Annotated in this window: 1 protein-coding gene; it reads right to left on the bottom strand. The window is 30.6% G+C overall.

Annotation, left to right across the window (positions count from 1 at the left end; translation table 11 throughout):
* Positions 1 to 255 (bottom strand): transposase (locus ACHRV5_RS22505; RefSeq protein WP_395428351.1); only part of this gene is annotated, 255 nt, incomplete at both ends.

Below are 255 nucleotides of genomic sequence, written 5' to 3' on the forward strand. Positions count from 1 at the left end.
TCGTGACATTCGCATTTGACTAAAACGTCTGATCACTAAAGGATTTATTACACAAACTGATATTTTTTTATTAGACAGAAAGGTGGCTAATCTTAAATAATAAGGACCACTGGCTTCCATTACACATGTAGCACAATCTGGCTTTAGTAATTCTGTGAATTTTGCAAAGCCTTCACTATCATTGCTAAACTTAAAATGTGAATATTTCTCGTTTTCATTTTTAATAGCAACATCAAAACTTAATTTTGATATATC

Origin of the sequence: Flavobacterium sp. FlaQc-52 (genome assembly GCF_044007495.1) — a bacterium.
GTDB classification, from domain to species: Bacteria; Bacteroidota; Bacteroidia; order Flavobacteriales; family Flavobacteriaceae; genus Flavobacterium; species Flavobacterium cupriresistens.